Annotated in this window: 14 protein-coding genes; 5 read left to right on the plus strand and 9 right to left on the minus strand. The window is 42.7% G+C overall.

Features of this window, described 5'->3' with window-relative positions:
- Window positions 1-59: 59 nt before the first annotated feature.
- The 4 genes from H5183_RS02785 (at window position 60) to H5183_RS02800 (ending at window position 6,631) form a co-directional block, all read left to right on the plus strand.
- Entirely contained in the window at window positions 60-3,485 is a 3,426-nt protein-coding gene (locus tag H5183_RS02785; RefSeq protein WP_182730877.1) for a LamG-like jellyroll fold domain-containing protein, read from the plus strand.
- A gap of 147 nt (window positions 3,486-3,632) precedes the next feature.
- Window positions 3,633-4,493 carry a chlorophyllase/cutinase-like alpha/beta fold protein gene (locus H5183_RS02790; RefSeq protein WP_182730878.1) on the plus strand — a complete coding sequence of 287 codons (861 nt, stop codon included), beginning with the start codon at window positions 3,633-3,635 and terminating at the stop codon, window positions 4,491-4,493.
- 11 nt (window positions 4,494-4,504) lie between these two features.
- Window positions 4,505-6,097: a carboxylesterase/lipase family protein gene (locus H5183_RS02795; protein ID WP_182730879.1), complete on the plus strand. Its 1,593-nt coding sequence runs from the start codon at window positions 4,505-4,507 to the stop codon at window positions 6,095-6,097.
- Window positions 6,098-6,211: 114 nt separating this feature from the next.
- Complete coding sequence (locus tag H5183_RS02800) at window positions 6,212-6,631, plus strand: hypothetical protein (RefSeq protein ID WP_259397091.1); 420 nt, start codon at window positions 6,212-6,214, stop codon at window positions 6,629-6,631.
- 289 nt (window positions 6,632-6,920) lie between these two features.
- On the opposite strand, the gene H5183_RS02805 is transcribed toward H5183_RS02800, so the two are convergent.
- The 8 genes from H5183_RS02805 to H5183_RS02840 form a co-directional block, all read right to left on the minus strand.
- Window positions 6,921-7,694, minus strand: coding sequence for an ABC transporter substrate-binding protein (locus H5183_RS02805; protein WP_182730880.1), 774 nt, complete (start codon window positions 7,692-7,694; stop codon window positions 6,921-6,923).
- A 415-nt stretch (window positions 7,695-8,109) separates the two neighbouring features.
- On the minus strand, window positions 8,110-10,080 hold the full coding sequence (locus H5183_RS02810) for an RICIN domain-containing protein (RefSeq protein ID WP_182730881.1): 1,971 nt from the start codon (window positions 10,078-10,080) through the stop codon (window positions 8,110-8,112).
- On the minus strand, window positions 10,052-12,019 hold the full coding sequence (locus H5183_RS02815; RefSeq protein ID WP_182730882.1) for a glycoside hydrolase family 97 protein: 1,968 nt from the start codon (window positions 12,017-12,019) through the stop codon (window positions 10,052-10,054). Before H5183_RS02815 ends, H5183_RS02810 begins: the two co-directional genes overlap by 29 nt.
- On the minus strand, window positions 12,019-13,086 hold the full coding sequence (locus H5183_RS02820; RefSeq protein WP_246175459.1) for an aldose epimerase family protein: 1,068 nt from the start codon (window positions 13,084-13,086) through the stop codon (window positions 12,019-12,021). The genes H5183_RS02815 and H5183_RS02820 overlap by 1 nt, the downstream gene beginning before the upstream one ends.
- Window positions 13,087-13,302: 216 nt before the next feature.
- Window positions 13,303-13,893 carry an HAD family phosphatase gene (locus H5183_RS02825; RefSeq protein ID WP_182717781.1) on the minus strand — a complete coding sequence of 197 codons (591 nt, stop codon included), beginning with the start codon at window positions 13,891-13,893 and terminating at the stop codon, window positions 13,303-13,305.
- Between the two features lie 88 nt (window positions 13,894-13,981).
- Window positions 13,982-15,481 (minus strand): L-arabinose isomerase, encoded by a 1,500-nt coding sequence (gene araA / locus H5183_RS02830; protein ID WP_182730883.1) that lies wholly within the window; start codon window positions 15,479-15,481, stop codon window positions 13,982-13,984.
- 22 nt (window positions 15,482-15,503) lie between these two features.
- Complete coding sequence (locus tag H5183_RS02835) at window positions 15,504-16,205, minus strand: L-ribulose-5-phosphate 4-epimerase (RefSeq protein ID WP_182730884.1); 702 nt, start codon at window positions 16,203-16,205, stop codon at window positions 15,504-15,506.
- Entirely contained in the window at window positions 16,202-17,854 is a 1,653-nt protein-coding gene (locus H5183_RS02840; protein ID WP_149980043.1) for a ribulokinase, read from the minus strand. Before H5183_RS02840 ends, H5183_RS02835 begins: the two co-directional genes overlap by 4 nt.
- A gap of 238 nt (window positions 17,855-18,092) precedes the next feature.
- On the opposite strand from H5183_RS02840, the gene tal reads away from it, so the two are divergent.
- The gene (gene tal, locus H5183_RS02845; protein WP_182730885.1) at window positions 18,093-19,046 is read left to right on the plus strand and encodes a transaldolase; all 954 of its coding nucleotides are present in this window, start codon (window positions 18,093-18,095) and stop codon (window positions 19,044-19,046) included.
- A 107-nt stretch (window positions 19,047-19,153) separates the two neighbouring features.
- Here the strand turns inward: tal and tkt are convergent, their stop codons facing one another.
- Window positions 19,154-21,154: a transketolase gene (gene tkt, locus H5183_RS02850; protein WP_149980041.1), complete on the minus strand. Its 2,001-nt coding sequence runs from the start codon at window positions 21,152-21,154 to the stop codon at window positions 19,154-19,156.
- Window positions 21,155-22,174 lie beyond the last annotated feature (1,020 nt).

The raw sequence follows: 22,174 nt of genomic DNA on the forward strand, positions 1-22,174 counted from the left end.
AGCAATTTTATCGACAACATTAAATAACAAAAATCCCCGTTATAAGAGGACACACAAAAATGAAACTAACCAGATTAGCAATGGTGATCACCTGCGCTTTAGCTGTTACAGCATGCTCTGAAGAAGGCACTAAGCTTGAGTCATCACCAGCAGTTGCCCAGCCACAAAGTGCAAAACCAACCGTCAGTGATAGCGTTGAGTACAACGAAGAAGGTAATGTAGCGGTAACTTATGTTGGCGTACATGATCCTTCCGTAATTGAAACTGACGGTACTTATTACATTTTTGGTTCACATTTAGCGGTAGCAAAATCAACTGATTTATTAAATTGGGAAATGATTTCAAGTCTTTCCGCTAATGAAGCCGTGAATGAAAGCCCGCTTTTTGACTTTAATTACACTAGCGAAATCGCCGAAGGTATTGAGTGGACTGATGGATTTACCGGTAACTGGGCTGCTGATGTGGTGAAAGCACCCAATGGTAAGTTTTGGTTTTACTATAACCATTGCGCCCAAGATAACCCTGACACACCTGACGTTGTTGATGAAGTATGCTGGAACCGCTCGTACTTAGGCCTTGCCGAAGCTGATTCTGTAGAAGGTCCATATAAAAACAAAGGTGTATTCTTACGCAGTGGCTATCGCAATGACGAAGAATTTGCGCAGTATCCCTTAGATAATGGCCAAACAACGTGGAATGGTGCGGTTGACCCGAATGCCATTGACCCTGCCGCCTTTTATGATAAAGACGGCCAATTATGGATGGTTTATGGTTCATATTCTGGCGGTATTTTTGTACTGGCAATGAATGAAGAAACCGGTATACCTGACGGTGAGCAAGGCTATGGTAAACACTTAGTGGGTGGTGACTTTAGAGCCATTGAAGGCGCATTTGCTATGTACAGCCCAGAAAGTGACTACTATTACTTGTTTTATTCAGTCGCGGGTTTTGATGTAAACGGTGGTTACAATATCCGTGTAGCACGTTCAAAAACACCAGATGGCCCATACTTAGATACCGCTGGCAACGATATTGCCACTGTAGGTGGTCTAGAAATTGGTGAAAAACTATTAGGTGGCTTTGAGTACACTCAAGAGCTAGGTGAAACGTCACCTGCTTGGGGTTATCAATCACCGGGCCATAATTCAGCACATTATGACGAAGCGACTGGCCGTCACTTATTGATTACCCACACGCGTTTCCCACAAACCTCGTCACCGTTTCCGACAGCGAGTGAAGCTCACCAAGTTCGCGTGCATGAGATGTTTATCAATTCGTTAGGTTGGCCTGTCACCTCACCACAACGTTTTGTACCACTAGAGGGTGATAATTTAGTGGTTGCTGAGCAATTGTACGGATACTACAAATTTATAAATCATGGTACTGATGTTAATACCAGTGCGGTGCGCTCAACTTACATAGCATTAAATGCTGATCACTCAGTGACCGGTGATGATACGGGTATTTGGTATATGGTTGATGATTCAAACGTCAAACTTGAGCTTGAATCTGGTACTTATTACGGTGTTGCTAAATGGCAATGGGATGATAGTAAGCAAGACTTAGTGGTCACCTTCTCTGCTGTATCACTTGAAAACGCCACGGTGTGGGGCAGTAAAATTGCTGAGATTGATGAAACCGCCAGTGTATTAGCAACCGTGAACGATGCGCTAAATATTAAGACTGAGCTGTCAATTGCTGATGAAGGTTATTCATTACCAACCAAAGGGAAAGCGGGTACGACTATTCGCTGGGAATCAAGTAATGAATATTACATTGATGCAAATGGCTCTGTATTTATTCCCACCCCTGATCGTGGCGATCAAGCAGTTACATTAACCGCTAGTATGTCACTTAACGGTGAAACCATCACTAAGAGCTTTAATGTTAATGTTAAAGCTCGTCCAGTATTTAAAAATGCGATTGCACACTATAGCTTTGAAAACGGCTTAACAGATAATTTAAGCAACCTTGCTGATGCCGTCACCACAGATAATAACTTAGACAACACAGGTGCTGGCACTGCTGCCTATAGCGTGGGCCAAACAGGCCAAGCATTTAACTTTGATGGCTCAACCGGTGTGCGTTTACCGGATGACATTATCAATTCTGACAGCTACACCGTTTCATTTTGGTCAAAGCCTGACGTTGTAACTGGTTACAGCCCCGCATTTTTTGCAGCAGAAAACGCTGACCGTTGGATTAGCTATATTCCAGGTGGCGCACCTCACTTCACGACTAATACACTACTATGGAGCCGCTACCTTGTTGAGCCTGAAGTAGAGCAGTGGAATCAAATCGAAATGACTCAAGGCGCTACGGCTGGACAGTGGAGTCATGTTACTATCACTTATGCTAACGGCACAATGAAGTACTACTCTAATGGAGCACTTGTTGGTTCAATGCCACGCCCTGACATGTTTAGTAGTGATACGGCCAAGTTTGCACTGGGTGTAAACTTTGGCTGGGATGCACCATTCCAAGGTCAAGTAGATGAATTTATTGTCTATGATTACGCATTAAACAGCTTAGATATTAATGGTGCAGCGATTAACAATCTAACTGATCCAACTAAGTTTGAAACCTTCATTACTGATGCACTTGATTTAGGTGATACAACGGCTATCCGTGAAAGCTTTGAATTACCCCGTGTTGGACCGTTTGTGTCAGGTATTAGCTGGACATCGAATAATGAAGAGTTCTTGAAACCTGTTAATGGCACTGCCGTTGTTAATCAGCCAAGCGCCAATGTTGGCGATCAAGTTGTTACTTTAACAGCAACAATTAACTATAAAGACTTTACAGATACTAAAACTTTTGCAGTTACCGTTAAATCACTTGCCCCTGCAGAATATAGCTTTGAAGGCGATTTAGCAGAGCTTAAAGATGCATACGCAAGTGCTAAACCAACTGGCGACCGTATTGATAACACCGGTGGTAACGCCACTTTTGTTGAAGGCATTAAAGGCCAAGCGTTATTCCTGCAAGGTTCAGGCGTGCGTTTACCAAATAATTTGATCACCACCAACGACTACTCAGTATCAATGTGGTTAAAACCTGAAACATTCTCAGATTACACCACCGCATTTTTTGCAGGGGCTAGTTCATCAACGTGGGTCAGCTTAGTACCCTCAATGGTTGATTCAAATACTACACGTCTATGGGCAAATGGTGGCGGTGCATTCTTTGATAATGGTGATTTAGGCATGCGCATCCCTGCTAAAGAGTGGACTCATGTTGCCTTCACGGTTGATGGCAGCAACGGTGATACGCTGAAAATGTACGTAAATGGTGAACTTAAAATTGAAGCTGGTGGCTTCCCTCGCGTATTCACTGTCGAAGGCGAAACCAATGAATTTGCGTTAGGTGTAAACTACTGGGATACACCGTATAACGGCGCGGTTGATGAGTTAAAAATATTTAACGGCGCAATCGATGCTGACGCAATCAAAGCACTCTACGATGCAGCTACTGCACAAGAGTAAGCTATTTAGGGTGAGCTGCCTTACCCAATAGTTTGTTGTCATAAAAAGCCAGACAAGAGTCTGGCTTTTTTTTAACTTTTTATTTTCAACATACACAACATCATATACAGTGATATTTATAATACAATATTAACTAAGGAAGGAGCTATGCAACGTCTTTTCATCACCTTAATATGCTTGATACCCTCACTATGCTTTGCGAAAACTGCTAACTATAAAGTGATAGACGAAGGTGGCAGTGGCCCATTTAGCGCCATTGCAGCCACTGAAACCTCGTTAAGTGACTATGTTATATACCGCCCGAAGCAGTTAAGCGCTGGGCAAAACCCGTCGCCAAAACTACCCGTTATGGTATTTGCTAACGGCGGCTGTATGGATACCTCCTATCCATTTGAGCATATGCTCTCTGACATTGCTTCGCACGGTTACTTAGTCATTGCTCTGGGCAAAATGCAAAACAGCCTTGATGACAGGCCCTTAAATAAGGCCAGTAATAGCATGATCCCTCACGCGATTGATTGGATCACAGCGCAATCTGCAAATCCATTAAGTGAATTTTACCAAAGCGCAAACCTTAAGAAAATCGCTATTGCAGGTCAATCGTGTGGCGGCGCGCAACTACTGGCCACTGGGGCAGATAAAAGAGTCAGCAGTTATTTAATGTTTAATTCAGGTATTGGTGATATGACCATGGCAAGCGCTGATGTTAAGTCACTGCAAAACTTGCATGCTCCTGTAATCTACCTTGTTGGTGGACCCACTGATATTGCCACTGACAATGCCAAGCTTGATTATCAACGCATAAGTCATGTGCCCGTGATCTTTGCTAATCATAAAACCGCGGGGCATTCAGGAACATTTGAACAGCCGTTTGGTGGTTCGTTCTCAAAGCTAGCTATTAAGTGGCTGGATTGGCAATTAAAAGATAAGCAAACCAATGCAACGCTATTTTTGCAGGGTAAAACAGCTGACTTTGTTAATTGGGATATAAAAGCAAAACAATTTTAAAAGGAATGATTATGAACACATCAACACTTAAGCGGCTTTTATGGGCTACATTTTTTACTGCAACAACGGCAACAGTGACCGCTGTCAACGCCGAGCCACTCATCCAAGTCACTGTGGCACAAGGTAAACTTCAAGGCACGGCAGAGCATAACTTAGCGGTATTTAAAGGTGTGCCGTTTGCTAAACCACCCGTGGGAGAATTACGTTGGAAAGCCCCGCAACCGGCTGAAAAATGGCAAGGTGTACGTAAAGCACAAGAGTATGCCCCTGCCCCAATACAAGCAGGCAACCCTGTATCTGGGATCAGTGAAGATAGCTTATATTTAAATATTTGGACGCCGGCAGAATCGAGCGTAGATAAACTCCCTGTAATGGTATGGATCTACGGCGGTGGCTTTAGTTTTGGTAGCTCATCCGATCCTATTTTTGATGGTACTGAGCTTGCCAATAAAGGCGTGATAGTAGTGTCTATTGCTTATCGCGTTGGTCAATTAGGTTTTTTAGCCCATCCTGAACTTAATAAGGAAAGCCCAGTTGGCGTATCAGGTAATTATGGGTTGCTCGACCAACTAGCCGCCTTAAAGTGGCTTAAACAAAACATTAGTGAGTTTGGTGGTGATGCAAATAATCTTACCATCGCTGGTGAATCTGCGGGCGGCATTTCGGTTAGCATGCTTGCCGCCTCACCGTTAGCTAAAGGGTTATTTAACAAAGTTATCTCGCAAAGTGGTGGTTCATTTGGTCCTACTCGCATTAAGAACTACCCCGGTGAAAACATGTCAACCTTACAACAGGCTCAAACAGAAGGTTTCGACTATGTAAAACAGTTTGGCACAACCTCCATTGCACAACTGCGAAAAATGAGCGCAAAAACTTTTATACCAAAAGGCTGGTCACTTCCCGGTGGTTGGCCCATTGTTGACGGCTATGTGATAAAAGACGACCAATATAAGCTCTATCAGCAAGGCAAGTTTAATGATGTACCTGCTTTAATTGGTTATAACTCGGATGAAGGCGTCAGCTTTGTGTGGGACCCTGATGTTAATAATTTTGTTGATGGAGTAAAGACTCGCTTCGGTCAATTTGCGCCAAGCACACTTGAAGCTTACCCTGTTGCAAAAAACAGCATCCCTCGCAGCGCCCGTAATCTGGTGCGTGATGCTGCCTTTGGTTGGCATACTTGGAGCTGGGCTAAGTTACAAACTGAACATGGAAGAGCCCCTGTTTATTTATATTACTTTGATCACCATCCTGAGCGTAAACTTGGCGGCAAAGATGAAGATTATGGCTCTGGCCACGGTCATGAAATAGCCTATATGTTTAAAAACCTTAATAAAGCAGATCCGAATGTAACTAAAAATGATTTAAAAATGTCAGATATAATGGCAACCTACTGGACTAACTTTGCCAAAAATAGCAATCCAAATGACGATGCATTACCAAATTGGCCTGCTTTTAATAATGACAAACCCAGCACTATGTATTTTCAACAGCAAGCGAAAGTCGGCCCAGTGCCCGACAAACAAGCGCTAGAAACACTTGATCAGTATTTTAAATGGCGCCGCACACCAGCCGGTGAAAAATGGGCTAACCAAGTTCGTTAGTCTGCAGCTATCCAAATAAAAGCCAAATTAATATTTGGCTTTTATTTACATGCCTCCCCTTTAGTAACGCCTCTTTCAGCCGATAAGTATGATTAAATCACATTATAAAGAGCCATGATGCAGATACATAAACCACTGGGACAGCCAATTGCGTCACCATCAGAGTCTACGGTAAAAAGTAACGATACTACTGGCTATCGTTTATCAGAAAAAGAGTTAGACAATATATCAGGCCGGGAAACTAAAGAGAAAGCAGAAAAAGAGGCCAATTCAGATATGCCCGATCACATCGCTAAAATGATCGAACAGCTGAAAAAAATCAAAGAACAGATTGAACAACAAAAAGAGCAACTCGAAAAGTTAAAAGCGCTAGATAACCAGCAAGATGAAGCTGTTAAAGCACAAGTCGAAGCGCAAACTAATATGATTGTATCAATGCAAGCTCAAATGGGTTCGTTAGTTCAAACCATCGCTGAAGCGATGAAAGAAGCTGGTATTACCGACACAGGTGCACTTGTCAGTGCCATGGTGTGATCAACTGAAATCGCGATTAGTTGTTACTATTGTAGTACTGCTCATATTCTATTATTAGCAATCGTGTTTTTAGCTATACTTAAATAAGCGCAATATCAACAATTAGGCATAATTATGAGTTATAAAAACTGGCCAATCGCTAGGCAGATTGGTGCACTCGTATTTCCTTGCTACAGCAATTTTTACTGACAAAAGTAAATCGGCCATTAAAATGCCTTCTGCTACCAGGCGCAATAAGCTTTGCAATTTAATCACCAAAATAATTAGTGATTGTTTAATCGATAGATTTTTAGTTAAAGGAACCGCTTTTTATTTGTAGATACTTTTCGATAGTTTTATCTTTCTTATCTGATGCAAGCACTTCATCTAAAGATTTCTGAATTTTTGTTATCATTTCATCTGATGTTTTTTTATTAGCTATCATGTAATAGCCACCTTCGTTCGACAGTAAATAGGCTTTTTCAATTGCTGACTGATCATAGCCCAGCGTTTTCATTTGATAGGCTAAATCTAATGGATCTCCAGGGATCAGATCTGTCCTTTTTTTAAATAAAGCTTTTAATATTTGTTCTGAATTAACAGTAACATAGTAGTCTATATTTTCTTGAAAGTGATTACGTTTAAGGAATTGCTCAACTGAACCGCCCATCAGCACACTAGTTTTATATTGTTTGATATCTGCGATTTTGTTGATCTGTATATCAGATCGGGAATTTAATTTATACAGATATACCTCTCTGGTGTGCAAAGGGCCAATCCATTTATACATATTTTCGAGCTCAGGAATACGAGCTACTGTAAAAAGCAAAGTGTTAGGAGTTTCTTGGACAGTGTATAAAGCGCGTTTAAAAGGATAAACTAACAGTTTGTATTTGATGTTCGCTTTTTGCAGCGCGGCTTCTACTAACTCTGTGCTAATACCAACTAGCTTACCACCTTTGTTAAAATTATAAGGTGGCCAGTCGTTCAACAAAATTGTAAGTTCAGGCTCTGGATCCTGAGCATTTGCATTTATATTTATATTTGACAATAAACTCAATAATAAAATCATTCTTAATATCATGAGGCTTCCTATTCCTGTGCCTGCTTCTATCTATAAAAAGCGCTATTTTTTAAGTTTATTTTATAATTATCTTTGGCTTTACCTTACATATTAGCAGCCTACGCTAACATTACACTTGGTTCACTGTATCTTACAATTATGGACAATCAAATTGTACCTTTGCTGCGTCACCTTACACTAATTAAATTAGCGACAACAGCTTAAAATACAACCACCTTTGATATTGAGCGAATCGCTTAACTTTGACAGTTTGTTAAAAAATACTAAATGTACAGGCCACGAGTGCACTTTATTAATGATGGCAATAACACGACTATTCAAATGTAAGTTCATAAAATTAAAACGCACGCTACATACACATAAAAAAGCCACTATCGAAACAGTGGCTTGGTGAGAGTCGAACGCTTATTTACATTTACTTTGGTTCGCGTAAATGGAAAATCTGACACTTGTTACCTAAATCAGGTTGTTGTGCAAAATTAGTTTTATCTGCAAGGCCACAATCACTTAAACCCAGTGCTTGCTTTGTGTAACGGTTGATCAACATCACGCCGCCACCTTCAACAGGGGTTATACGCCATTGTGCTGTTTTAGTTTCGCACGAAGCCATTTCAACGTTAGCGCCAGGCACTAAAGCATTGTTTGCCACAGCAGCGCAGTAATCGCTATCAAGGTCTTGTTTTAGAGCAACGTAGCCAGTGTCTGTTGGCGCAAAGAACCATTGCTGGGCATCGCTGTGAGTAAACGCTTGTTGCTCAACATTAGTACCCGCTTTAACTGCTCCTGCAACGCTCAATGCTTTACCACTTTGCTGGCTCATTACCGCGACACTGCCTACAGGCTGTAACTGCCAATCAGCACATGCAGTATCTTTACCTTGTTGTAAAACCGCTTGATTTTGCGCGGCTGAACACCCTGCTACGGCTAATGGTTTTTCAGTGTAGCGATTCGTAATAGTGACATTACCATCAGTGCTTGGTGCTACTTTCCATTGCTGACAGAAGTTATTACGCCACGCTGCAGATTGTATTTTCGCATTATCAGCATCACTGCAATTAGCCAGCTCTAAAAACTTGCTGTCTTCACGGTTCGCTAAACGTACAAAACCATCAGTAGTGGCATCAATCACCCATTGCCCATTAGTGCTTGCACATTGACGTTGCACAGCACGCGCATCTTGAGGATCGGCTGCAATGTCTAAACATAAACCGCTGGTTGCATTAACTAAGTTATAACGCTGACCTTGCACACGAGTTACAAGCGGGCCGTATTCGCCTGATGGTGGAGCCACTTCAACACCCGGTGTAACAGGTTTTGCAAAGTTTGGTGTGCCATTATCATGCCAAGTAAATTTTTGCGCACGCAAAGAACGTGTGGCACTACAACCATGCTCTACTGAATCATTGCCGTGATATACCAGCCAATCTTCACTGCCATCTGGCGAAGTGAAGAAACCATTGTGACCAGGGCCAAATACTTCATCAGTACGTTCAAACACCGGCTCGTCAAACTTCTTCCAGCTGTTTGCATCTAGCGGATCATCACCCACCAGCTCTAACATACCTAACTTATAATCTGGCGTGTTACAAAAGCTTGCGGAGTAAGTCATAAATGTACGACCGTTGTGCTGTAAAATCTCAGCGCCTTCGGTAACTTTACGGCCGCTGATCTCCCAATCAAGTTCAGGGCGTGTGATCACCGTGTGCGGTGAATTCTTTTTCAATGTCCACGGGTTTTCCATTTCAGCAATAATGTTTAACTGTTGATCGCCCTGCCACTGGGAATAAATAACATAGAGTTTGTCTTTATAGCTTAAATAGTTACCATCGATATTCCATACATCAGGCATGAGTGCGCCTTTGTATTCATACGGACCCATTGGGTCGTCACCGGCACTTTCTAATACATTAAGATGTTGGTTATCTAAAGTACCATCAGTCCCTGCTGTATACATCATGTACCAACGGTAGCCGTCAGGGCCTTTAACACGATGAAATTCAAACGCCCAAAAGTTACAACAACGCGCAGGATCGGTCGCTGACCATACATTTACTGGGGTTGCATCGGCAAGTCCTGCTAAAGTAGGTGATTTACGCATCACCAATTCAGATGTCCATGTTGTCGTCGTTAGGTAATAGTTACCATCCCAGTACTCAAGCCATGGATCGGCACCATTAGGAAATAATGGATTAGTGAATACGCCATCATCTTGCGTGGGTGCTTTTGCGCTCGCGATTGGTGCTGCATCTTGTGTTTGTTGTGTGTCTGCGCGGGTTGTAGATTCACACCCTGTAAGTGAGCTTAATGACAAAGCGAATAAACCTACAAGGCCTGTTGCTTTAGCAGTACGCTTTAATTTAGTGCGCAAGTGATGTTGTGCATTCATTGTTGGTATCACCCTTAGTTATTATAACAAACCCGCTATTGGGGTTTAATTTTATAGAAAACAGTTTTGAGTTGAGCTGTTGCGCCTCAACCTGTGTTAATTTTTTACCTGCGCTAAGTAGCTGGGCTGAACTGAAGTTACTAAAGCTTAAGTCAATATCTAACGTAATAGCTTTATCCTGCGCATTAATACCTGCAACATACCAGTTGCAGCGAGAACGTCTCGCCATCACCACCTGCTTACCTGGGCTGCCTTGCAAGAGCCTTGTTTCATCCCACAGAGTAGGCAGCGATTTCAAATAAGCTTTTACTGGTTCTGAAACTTTCGTCATTTGCTCAGGCGTTGTCACTAAGTGCTGTACCCCAGATGTAAATAAAATCGGCAGCGCGAGCTCAAAGGCATTATTGGTTTTGCGTTCAATATTAGGAATATCACCAAGTACCATAGGTGTAAAATCCATTGGATCAAACACGTTCCGAGTAAACACTAAGGTCGCTGCATGCTGCGCTTCTTTATCGGCAAATGCTTGAAAAAAGCTTATCATCTCAAAGCCTTTTACTGCTTCGGAGGTCATTAGATTAGGATAAGTTCGCTGCAAGCCCCTTGGCAAAGTGGTGCCATGAAAATTGACCATTAACTGATGTGCTGCTGCGTCTTTCAGCATAGCTTCGTAATAGGCCATCACAGATGAACCATCACCCGGGAAGAAGTCGACTTTAATGCCTTTAATTCCCATAGCTTGAAGTTTTGCAAAATGTTTAATGCGATCAGCACGCGTTAGTAATGCACTTTTAGGAGAATAAACCGTGTTATTCCACGCGCCTGATGAGTTATACCAAACCCATAAATCAACATTTTTTTGCTTAGCATAGGCTGCCAACTGCTGCATTTTCTCCCAGCCTATTTTTTGATCCCAATCCGCATCAATCAATACATATTGCCAGAGCATATCTGCTGCATAATCAATGAACTGTTTTTGCACAGGAAAGGTTGTAAAGTCATCCTTTAATAACCCCCAACTCCAAGCAGCAATCCCCGGTTTAACAAAATCAGTGTTAGTTAGCTGGTTTGGTCGGGCTAAGTCAGTCCCTAAAGTAGACTCAGTAACCGTTTGCAACGTGCCAATTGCCAATAAACGCCAAGGCGATAACAGCGGCAGTGTATGCTCTGGTAAATAGCCACCATTAGAAGTAACTTCACGCTGATCAGGAAAACGAACCTTAAACTGCCCTTGGCTATTATTGGTTAAATTAGTACCACTGTAATAGTCTTCACCACCAGCTTCTGAGATTAAAATATACTGCTCTTGGTGCTTAAATAATGCCGGATACACCCAGCCATTATTGGTTATTGCAGGGGTCGTTAATGCTGTCGCTTGTAAATATTCTTCTTCATAAGAAGGGTTAGTGTTCATCCAGCCAGATTGCGCTTGCGCTTTAGGCTGTAACCACGCAACGGTTTCACTTGGAAAGTTAAACCCCGTTTGTTCACTCAGTACGACCCGCGTATCCGAGGACTCCCCATCTAACTCGTAGCGAAAAGCAACCCCATCGTTGCTCACTTGAAAGCGAACATTCAATGTTTCGTGTTGCTGATTAGTCACACTAACAACCGTACTGTTAGCCTGGTAATCAACAAACTGTTGCTTACCAGTAAAAAGCTGGTAGCTATCATTCACTGTCGGCTGTTGTTTAACGGCTAATAATCTAAGCTTTTTAGTAAAATCGGTATTATTAAGCGTGATACCTAATAAAGATGGCTCAATTACTTTATCGCTACCTGACTGTACTTGATAACTTAACTGCCCTTGCTCATCTAAATCAACCAATACGGCTAACTGCTGATCTGGGCTATGAATAGTCGCAACCTCAGTCGCTTGCGCCACAGTTGTTATCACTAAGGCTGCAAACAGCAGCCCTATTTGATTAACGAAGTGCATTACTTAGTGCCAAACTCATACACAATACGCGTTGAATAAACCTCACCAGGCATCAAAGTTGTACTTGGGAATGTTGGCTGATTCGGTGCATCAGGAAAGTGCTGTGGCTCTAGGCAAAAACCACTGCGCTGCTTATGAACTAATCCAGAGGCTTGCTTACTGCTTCCATCTAAAAAGTTACCTGAGTAAAACTGTACCGCAGGTTCTTCGGTATACACAGTTAGGGTTCGACCTGAGCTTGGCTCATAAACGTTAGCTGCTTCAATCAAATCATGATTAGGTTTGTTTTTCAGCACAAAGTTATGGTCATAACCTTTACCAAGCTTCAGCTGCTCATCATCGACATTAATTTCTTTACCAATTGCTTTTGGATTTCTAAAATCAAACGGTGTACCCGCCACTTGCATTAACTCACCCGTTGGGATCAAACCGCCATCCACAGGGGTGATTGCGTTTGAGTTGATTTGCATTTGATGATCGAGAATATCGCCCTTACCGGCTAAGTTAAAATAACTGTGCTGGGTCATATTGATGATGGTTGGCTTATTTGTTTTTGCCACAAATTGCATATCTAGAGTATTTTTGTTGGTCAGTGTGTAGGTAACTTGTGTTGTAAGCTCTCCAGGATAACCTTGGTCACCATCAGGGCTCACTAAACTAAGTGTAACACCCGCACTGTTTTCTGTACTAAATGGAGCCATGGTCCAGACTTTTTTATCAAAGCCCTGCACACCGCCGTGTAAATGGTTAGCACCATCGTTAGTTGCTAGCTGATAGTCTGTGCCGTTTAAGCTAAATTTACCATTAGCAATACGGTTACCAAATCTGCCAATGATCGCGCCAAAGTATGTGGTTGCATTAGTGTAATCTTCTAAATTATCCATACCTAAAACAATATTACCCATGTTGCCATTGCTGTCTGGCGTTTCGATACGGGTAATAATGCCGCCATAATTGATCACATCAACGCTCACGCCATTACTATTGGTTAGGGTAACTTGGTTGATCGGAGTTTGGTCTGCCAGCTTGCCATAAGCGTGCAGTAATGCAGAAGGTGAATTGGTCATATTGTCTCCTTGGTGAGCACACGCGGGGGTTAAAGCAATCCCAAAGGACACTGCTATTGCAAAGATACCGCGAGATAATTTTTTAATCGATGTTGACGACTGATGAACCGCTGTTAGGCGCTGAGTTACACATTGCAATGACATGACAATAACCTTATTATAATTGTATTTATACTTTTATAATACAATATAGTGATCGATTGCAAATTTATTCGCCTAACTTTTTAGTTGTATTTTGCCGTCTTTGACTAAAATGCAGTCCATACCACCAGCCTGAGCTGCTTGATAGCCTATTTGCGTGTCTTCAAACACCACACAATTTTGTGGTTGAATGTTTATTTGTTTGGCTACGCTTAAAAAAGTTTCTGGGTGTGGTTTACCGTGGCGAACATCACTGGCAGTAACTAATGCGTCTATTTTATCGATTAACCCTGTTTGAGTTAGATGCTCAATGGCATGCGCACGGTCCGCGCCAGTACCTACCCCAATAGGCATTTTGCCATGGTAATAGTTTAATACATCGACTGTCTCAGTAATGATTTCTGGCTGATGGTTTAAGCCTAACCAAAATTGGTGTTTTTGCTTGGCAACTTCATCAGGATCATGACTAAGTCCATATTTTTCATTGAGAATATCAACAGTGGCAAGTGTTGGTACGCCACCTAAACTATACATATAGTCATAGTCAAACGGATAACCTAATGCATGGCAGGTCAGCTCCCATGCTTGTAAATGAGAGCCCATCGAATCGATAAGCGTGCCATCCATATCAAAAATAATGCCTTGGTATTTTGTGAGATCGAGCATGTGTACTCCAAAGTCTTAGAAAACAAAAGCCAACTTTACTATAAAGTTGGCTTATTTAGTTAACTTAGATCACTGCTGTTATAGGTGATTAAAGCCCACGTTTTAACATGTAATACGCTGCATTGTGGCGTAGCTCTGTTTTGAAACCACGGATGCTGGTATCAGCATCGATAATCATCGTTTCAACACCTGCCATTTCAGCAAAATCAACAATCATATCGGTGGTAACAGCTTGGCTGTACGCAGTGTGGTGCGCACCACCGGCATGGATCCACGCAGCAGACGCCACTGATAGGTTAGGTTTAGTTTCCCACAATGCTGATGCAACTGGTAAATGCGGTAACTCAGCCGGTGGCGTTACTGTATCTACTTCGTTGATCAAAATACGGAAACGATTACCCATATCAATTGGCGAAACGTTAATTGCCGCACCGGCTTTAGCAGTAAACAATAAACGACCCACATCACATTTCACCCCAATGGTGTGCGTGTGAACTTCAAGGCGTGGTTTTTGCGCTGCAATCGATGGACAGACTTCTAACATGTGAGCACCCAATACTTGGTCAGTATCACCCATGTTATACGTGTAATCTTCCATAAATGAACAACCGCCTTCACGGCCTTCACCCATTACTTTCATGATGCGTACCATAGCAGCTGTTTTCCAGTCGCCCTCGCCCCCATAGCCATAACCTTTTGCCATTAAACGCTGCGTTGCAAGTCCTGGTAAACCTGATAAACCAGACAAGTCTTCAAAACAGTTAGTGAATGCTTTAAAGCCACCTTTTTCTAAAAAGCGTTCCATACCAAGCTCTAAACGCGCTTCGTTACGTAGCATCGATACTTTGTAGTCATCTTGCAACGTTTCATCGCTAATCACATAGTCAGTTTTATATACTTCAAGCTGGGCATCGACTTCAGCATCTGTCACAGTATCAACAACTTTAACGAGCTCAGCTACACCAAAGGCATGCACTTCATAGCCAAAGGTGATTTGTGCTGATACTTTGTTACCTTCTGTAACCGCAACTTGGCGCATGTTATCGCCAAAACGTGCCACTTTAAGTGTTTGGCTCTCAGCCCAACCTTTAGCAGCGCGACACCAATCATCAATTTGCTTTTGCACGTCAGCACGTTGCCAGTGACCAGCCACTACTTTACGCTCTTTACGCATTACAGTACCAATAAAACCAAACTCACGATCACCATGCGCACTTTGGTGGGTGTTCATGTAGTTCATATCAATGTCAGCCCACGGTAACGCGGCATTAAATTGTGTATGAAGGTGTAACCATGGCTTACGTAATTCGTTTAAACCGGCAATCCACATTTTCGCGGGTGAGAATGTATGCATCCACAATACTAAACCCACACAGTTAGGATCTGTGTTTGCTGCTTGGCAAACCGCATGAATTTCTTCAGGTGTTTTTACCGTTGGCTTGCATACTAGATTAACTGGTAAATTAGCTTCGCTATTTAAACCAGCAACAATTGCAGCGCTATTATCTGCAACAGTATTTAACACTTTTGGGCCATATAAATGTTGTGACCCAGTTACAAACCAAACTTCTTTCATTGACGACGGCATATATAAATTCCTCTTGTACTGGTTAGCCACGGTTACTTTGGCCGTAGTAGGCATCTTTACCGTGTTTTCTTAAATAATGTTTATCCATCACAGACTTCTTAAGCGCAGCTGCATTTTGATCAAGCGTGCGAGTTAAGTAAGCCATGCGAGCAATTTCTTCTAGCAGCGCCGCGTGATACACAGATTGCGCTGCATCTTTACCCCACGTAAACGGTGCGTGCCCTGCCACAATCACCATAGGTGCTGCTTTTGGGTCGCGGTCTTTATAAGCATCAGTAATTTGAATACCGGTCTCAAGCTCATAATCGCCATTTACTTGCGCATCGGTTAGTTCACGGGTGCAGGTAATGTCACCGTGCACATAATCAGCATGAGTCGTACCAAAGCAAGGAATGCTCTGCTTTGCTTGTGCCCATGCAGTGGCATACGTTGAATGAGTATGCGTTACGCCACCGATCTCATTAAAATGACGATATAAGTGAATATGGGTTTTGGTATCTGAAGAAGGGCGCATGCTGCCCTCAACGATGTTGTTTTCGAGATCAACAATCACCATGTCTTCAGCTTTCATTTGGTCATAGGACACACCACTTGGTTTAATCGCAATCACGCCTTTGTCGCGGTCAATTTGCGACACATTACCAAAGGTATAAATTACTAAACCACGACGTTGTAATTCCATGTTAGCTTCAAATACTTCACGCTTTAACTCTGTGTAGCTCATGATTTTGCTCCATCAACATACTGTGCAAGGGCTTGATAATTAGCGTATAGCTCATCATAAACAGCAACCCGCTCAGGGTTAGGTAAATATTGATGACACACGGCAGACGCCATAACTTGTTGCGCATCAGCAACCGTCGCATATTCACCTGCAGCAACAGCAGCCATAATGGCAGCGCCAAGTGCACAGCTTTGCTCGCTTTCAAGTACGTCAATTGGGCAATTCCATACATCAGCACAGGTTTGCATTACGTAATCTGATTTTTTTGAAATGCCGCCAATTACCACTACTGAATCAATCGGTACGCCTTCATTTTGAAAGCGTTCAGTGATCGCACGAGCGCCAAAGGCCGTCGCCTCAACTAATGCTTTAAAGAACTGCGGCGCGTCAGTGCCCATTTTCATGCCCGTCATGGCCATTGCTACGCTTTGATCTGCATCAGGTGTGCGACGACCGTTGACCCAGTCAAGTGCTGTTACATCGGTATTTTTAACCGGTAACGCACTGGCAGCTTTTGATAAATCAACTAAAATTGAGTCTTCAATTTTATTGATCAAGCTTTGTTCAACGTCGTTTAAATTTGCTAACTGGCGAGTTGGCCACAGCATTAGGTTTTTAAACCATGCGTATAAATCGCCAAACGCAGATTGCCCCGCTTCAAGGCCAATCATGCCTGGGATCACTGAGCCATCTACTTGACCACAGATACCTTTAACACAGGTATCGCCAAGTTGCTGTTTTGAAGTAACAGTAATATCACAAGTTGAAGTACCCATTACTTTAGTTAAAACACCTGGACGCACATTGGCAGCAACTGCCCCCATGTGACAGTCAAACGCACCGTAACCTACAACTACATTCTGTGATAAACCAAGTTTATCAGCCCATTGCGCTGTTAATTTACCAGCGACTTGGTCACTTGGTTGGGTTGCTGCATTAAGCGTATCAACCACACCATCTAATAATGGGTCAATATTGCTGAAGAAACTATTTGGTGGGAAACCACCCCATTGCTCATTCCACATTTGTTTGTGGCCCGTTGCACAGCGTCCCAGTGTTAATACTTCTGGGTGAGTGGTGCCACACATCAATGCCGTCATCCAATCACAATGCTCAACCCACGAGTAAGTTGCCGCTTTTACAGCCGCATCATCTCTAAAAATATGTAATGCTTTAGCCCAGTACCATTCTGATGAATAGATGCCGCCCATGTGTGAAAGATAATTAACCTCGTTATTGGTCGCGGCTTTGGTGATCTCATTCGCTTCTTTAATCGACGTATGGTCTTTCCAAAGAATAAACATCGCATTAGGGTTTTCAGCAAATTCTTCAGTCAGCGCTAAAGGCGTGCCTTGGCTATTAATCGCCACTGGCGTTGAGCCTGTGGTATCAAAGCTCATACCTATTACTTTATCCGCAGTTCCCGCAGGTACTTGTTGCCATAGACCATTGACGACCTCAATCAAGCTGTCGATGTAGTCTTGTGGATGCTGGCGAAATTGATCTTTACTTGGATCGCAATATAAACCTTGCGCCCAACGCGGATAATTCACTAAATGGCTAGCCAGCTCTTTACCTGTGGTTACATCAACAAGCAGTGCTCTTACTGAATCAGAGCCATAATCTAAGCCCAATGTATAACGAGACATAAATACCTTTCACTAATTGGATACTAACAATGTTAGTCATTACTGTTATTTGTATGATAATATCAATAATGACGGGTTGTAAAGGTATTATAAAAATATTATTAACAGATTTATTCTGAAATATTCGTGACACCTGTGCCCTTTAAACTAATGTTTTGCACTAATAAAGGGCTTAAACCATGTCATAAGCAATGCTAAAAGCCGTTAATTTATTTTGTATGATGAAAATAGGATGTCTATGTCTAGCCAATTAGAACAATTAAAAACCATGACCACTGTGGTTGCTGATACCGGTGATTTTGAAGCAATCGATCAATATAAGCCGCAAGATGCCACTACCAATCCATCGTTATTGCTCAATGCGATTAAAATTGAAAAATACCGCCCACTGGCTGTTGAAGCCGTTGCTTGGGCTAAGCAACAAACAAGTGACAATGCACAGGTGATCAGCAAAGCTGCTGACAAACTGTCGGTACTAATTGGTGCAAATTTAATGGCTCAAGTGCCAGGGTTAGTGTCTACCGAAGTAGATGCGCGCTTATCGTTTGACACTCAAGCAACTATTGATAAAGCCCTTGAGCTTGTTGCGCTCTATAAAGAGCAAGATATTGATACCTCGCGCGTACTGATCAAAGTGGCGTCTACATGGGAAGGTATTCAAGCAGCAAAAGTACTCGAGCAACAAGGTATTCGCTGTAACCTAACGTTGGTGTTTGCATTTGCTCAAGCTCGTGCGTGTGCTGAAGCAGGTGCTTATTTAATCTCGCCTTTTGTTGGTCGTATTCTTGATTGGTATAAAGCAAACCAAACTGATAGCGATTTTAGCGGTGCTAATGATCCAGGCGTACAGTCTGTTGCACATATTTATAACTTCTTCAAAAAGCACGATTATAAAACCATCGTTATGGGTGCAAGCTTTAGAAACATCAGCGAAATCCAATTACTGGCAGGTTGTGATAGATTAACTATCAGCCCAGGGCTATTATCAGAACTAGCCGCAACAGATGCCCCATTAGCGCATCAACTGACTGCTGCTACTGAAACAGTTGCCCCGCCAACGCCTATGACTGAGCAAGCATTTCGCTGGGAAATGAATCAAGATGCCATGGCCACTGAAAAACTAAGCCAAGGTATTCGCCAATTTGCAATTGACCAAGAAAAACTAGAAGCCATTCTAGCTGAGCTGATCTAAGCTTCAGTCGTTATATAAAATCAATTCTGCAAATAAAAAAGCCCGCTGATTTAATTAAATCAGCGGGCTTTTTGTTCAGGTAAATTTTTAACCCAAGTTCAAAACAATTAAGCGTCTAGTAACGCATTAGCCTTAGCAACTAGGTTACTCACAGTAAAGCCAAAGTATTCAAGCAGAACTGGTCCTGGCGCTGACTCACCAAAGGTAGTCATACCTAGTACATCGCCATCTTGGCCAACATATTTATACCAAAAATCGCTATGTGCAGCTTCTACCGCAATTTTAGCAACACCAACAGGTAATACACTCTGGCGATAGGCTTTATCTTGCAAGTCAAACTGATTGGTACATGGCATAGATACAACACGAACCTGTTTACCCTGTGCGGTTAGATCAGCTGCTGCATTTACCGCTAACTCAACTTCAGAACCAGTGGCAATAATGATCAGTTCAGGTGTGTGCTCGCTATCAACTAAGATATAGCCACCTTTAGCAACATTCGCTAGTTGCTCTTTAGTGCGCGGCATTGCTTTAGTACCTTGGCGACTAAAGATCAATGCACTTGGGCCAGCTTCTTTGATTAACGCCTGACTCCATGCAACCGCTGTTTCAACTTCATCACATGGGCGCCAAGTCGACATATTTGGCGTCATACGCAAATTAGCAATTTGTTCAATTGGCTGATGGGTCGGGCCATCTTCACCTTGACCAATTGAATCATGGGTATACACAAAAATACTGTGTGCTTTCATTAATGCCGCCATACGCACAGCATTACGCGCGTATTCCATAAACATTAAGAAAGTTGCACCAAATGGGATAAAGCCGCCATGCAGCGCAATACCATTCATTATCGCGCTCATGCCAAACTCGCGTACGCCATAAAATACATAGTTACCGGCAGCATCATCTTGCAAGCCTTTCGCGTCAGGCCATAAAGTTAAGTTGGAACCGGCTAAATCAGCGGAGCCTCCCATAAGTTCAGGCAAATGCTCAGCAAAGAAGGTAATGGCATTTTGTGATGATTTACGGGTTGCGATGTTTTGCATATCTTCTTGGCACTTGGCAATGTACTGATCAGCAATTTCTGCAAAGTTGCTCGGTAATGATTTAGCCGTTACACGGCGGTTAAATTCTTTACTCAGCTCTGGGTGTGCTTTGCTGTAAGCGGCAAAGGTTTGTTGCCATGCGCTTTCTAAATCTTGGCCTTTGGCTTGGCCATTCCACTCATTGTATAGATCTTGAGGAATTTCAAACGCTGGATGTGGCCAATTTAGTTGCTCACGAACCGCTGCAATTTCATCATTACCCAGTGGTGAACCGTGACAATCATGACTACCCGATTTATTGGGCGAACCAAAACCAATCACCGTTTTACAACAGATCAGCGTTGGCTGATCTGGGTTAGCTTGCGCAGCTTCAATAGCACTGGCAATCGCGGCCATATCGTGACCATCAACGCCACTAATAACCTGCCAACCGTATGATTCAAAGCGTTTTGGGGTATCGTCAGTAAACCAGCCTTCTACTTCGCCATCAATTGAGATGCCATTATCATCCCAAAAAGCGATGAGTTTACCTAACTTTAACGTACCTGCTAATGAACATGCTTCATGAGAGATACCTTCCATCAAACAACCATCACCTAAAAAGCAGTAAGTGAAGTGATCAACGATATCAAAATGTGGTTTATTAAATTGTCCAGCTAAGGTTTTTTCAGCAATTGCCATTCCAACAGCATTGGCAATACCAGCACCAAGTGGCCCTGTTGTTGTTTCAACCCCTGGTGTATAACCATACTCTGGGTGACCCGGCGTTTTAGAATGCAGTTGGCGAAACTGTTTAATGTCTTCAATACTGACATCATAACCACTTAAATGCAGTAATGCGTACTGCAACATAGAGCCATGGCCGTTTGACAACACAAAACGGTCGCGGTTAGGCCAATCAGGATTTAATGGATTGTGGCGGTGAAAGTTTTGCCAAAGAACAGCAGCAATATCGGCCATCCCCATTGGTGCACCTGGGTGACCTGAATTAGCTTTTTGAACGGCATCGACAGCAAGCATGCGGATTGCATTTGCAGATTGAGAACTGGGAAGAGTCATCTGTTACTATTTCCTGTTAATATTATATTATAAATAATATCTCAAAATGTAATATAAATAGCAATCAGAAATCGCCCGAACTCGCTAAAAACAGTTCTTCAGCGCATACAAATGCAGCTCTGCAAATCATTTTCCTAGAACTTAACGATTTTTTGCACAAAAAACAGACAATGAGGGTAAATGAGAAACCATTAAATAATTTGTAGCTCGTGCTTAGCACGTTAAGCATATCGTCGCCGTAAACATCCGTAGTGTGGCTTGTAGAAGATCGCTTTAGCGCCGAATAGTGATCAAAAAACTCGTTTCACTGCCTCGCCACCTAAGCTGCCTGTGTCGTAGGCGCTAAGCTTGCTGGCGCACAAATATACAACACCATTTTCAATATTATCCACCGTAGGCGCTAAGCTTACTGGCGCGACAGTACTTCAAATAAACCAAAGGTTTAACAATCCGTCCATGGAGCTTGGTTACATCGGTCATTACCTAAATGGATTTAGGTACTTAGATTTTGTCGGGAACAAAAATATGCCACGACCTTCACTTCCTCAGGCTGCACTCTTTGCTAGGTATGCCGTTTACTTTAGGCGTCCTGCCCTTCGCCATAAAGGTCTGCTTCGCAGTTCCAAAATATTCCCGATATTTTTGTCGGTCCCTCGTCACCTAAGCTGCCTGTGTCGTAGGCGCTAAGCTTGCTGGCGCGACAATACACAATACTTCAAATTAACATCGGCGTTTGAATCCGTCCATGGAGCTTGGTCACATCGGTCATTGCCTAAATGGATTTAGGTACTTAGATTTTGTCGGGAACAAAAATCTGCCATGACCTCACATCTTCGCGCTGCACTCTTTATTCGGTAAGTCGTTTCGGTCACTCATCACCTAAGCTGCCTGTGCAGCAGTGAACTATTGTTAAATTAACATCGGCGTTTGAATCCATCCATGGAGCTTGGTTACATCGGTCATCCATGACCTCACTTCCTCAGGCTGCGAAACTCCGTTTCGGTCCCTCGTCACCTAAGC

This window comes from Pseudoalteromonas sp. SR44-8, assembly GCF_014163635.1.
GTDB lineage: Bacteria > Pseudomonadota > Gammaproteobacteria > Enterobacterales > Alteromonadaceae > Pseudoalteromonas > Pseudoalteromonas rhizosphaerae.